Source organism: Caballeronia calidae, from assembly GCF_900044055.2.
Classification (GTDB): Bacteria; Pseudomonadota; Gammaproteobacteria; order Burkholderiales; family Burkholderiaceae; genus Caballeronia; species Caballeronia calidae.
In genome coordinates this window covers 1-1,196 of sequence record NZ_FCOX02000287.1, presented here as the reverse complement: position 1 = coordinate 1,196, position 1,196 = coordinate 1, and the positions used below count along the sequence as shown (strand labels likewise).

The 1,196-nt window shown below is 58.3% G+C and carries 1 protein-coding gene; it reads right to left on the bottom strand.

Going from position 1 to position 1,196, the window contains the following annotated elements; genetic code table 11:
* A partial coding sequence (locus AWB78_RS42680) for a transposase (protein WP_082883665.1) occupies window positions 1-949 on the bottom strand: 949 nt, incomplete at its 3' end.
* Between the last annotated feature and the right edge of the window lie 247 nt (window positions 950-1,196).

Here is a 1,196-nt window from a genome sequence, read left to right as displayed (position 1 = left end):
CATACAAGCGAATGATTTCGATGGGATCCAGGCCGAGGTCGGTGCACATCAACAGGCACGCGCCCCGGCAAGGGTGACTCACTGCCACGAAGCGAACGAGCCGACCGCACGCCGGCCACAGTAGATCGCAGACTCGATACCGGATGATGACGTTGTGTTCGCCATAGACGGGGCTGGGCGCGGGTTGCGAGGACAGTGGATCAGCCAGCAGCGATTTGAGTTGGATCTTGGCGCCGTAGCGCCTGGGGCGGCCCCGTTTGCGCGGTCCTTGCTGCACGTACGGGGCATAGGCGACTGCATTGGACTTCACGCGCGTGACCAAATGGTTGTCCTGATCGCGCAGGCCTTTGACGATCTTGCGAGCAGCGTAGTAGGCATCGGCGACGAAGTAGAACGGCTCCTCGACCGAGACGATCCCCAACAGCGAGATCATCTTGTCGAGCAAGGTACGTCGATCGCGGTTGGACCACACCAGACCTTCGTGAATGCGCACGGCCAGCGGTACGGCAATGACGCTCTGGGCGGCCCGCACGAGTATGCTGACTGCCTGCATGGAGTGTCCCATGATGTACTCGGGCTTGGTGTTGGAGTCGGACTGTTGATGCAGCAACTTGACGCCGGGCATCTTCCTGCCGCTCTTGGGGATCTTGATGCCGTCTCCAACCAGGACGCGCCGACCATTGACGCGTAGCGGCTCAGGGAACAGGCGCAGCACCGCCTGCGTCCACAGCGCCGAGAGCTGCACGGCGTCGCTGTGCAAGCTGTCACGCAGCTTGTTGTACAGAGTCGGCCGCAGTTTGAGCGCACGCACGATGCTGGTCACGCCCAGCAACTCGGTGCGCACCGTCAAGCCTGCCACGGCAGTTGCGAACCACATGAAACTGCGCAGACGAGAGAACGCAGGCCGCAGCAACCAGATCGCGTCCCACCAAGCCATCCAAAGCGTCATCGTTAATCTTCGAGCTTTTGTATTGACTAACTAGCATAGTACTACTAAATTAATGTACCAAAGAACAGCATGCAGAAAAATGCACGGGGGAGGTTTTTAACCAATCGTACAGGCTATATGCTGCACGAAACGGGCGTCAGATTTAATCCCACCCCCTTAACCACAATCACAGGATCGAACATGCCAAAGATTGGTTCAGAACAACGACCGATCATTGTCCGAGTGACGTCAGAAGATCGTGCTCGCT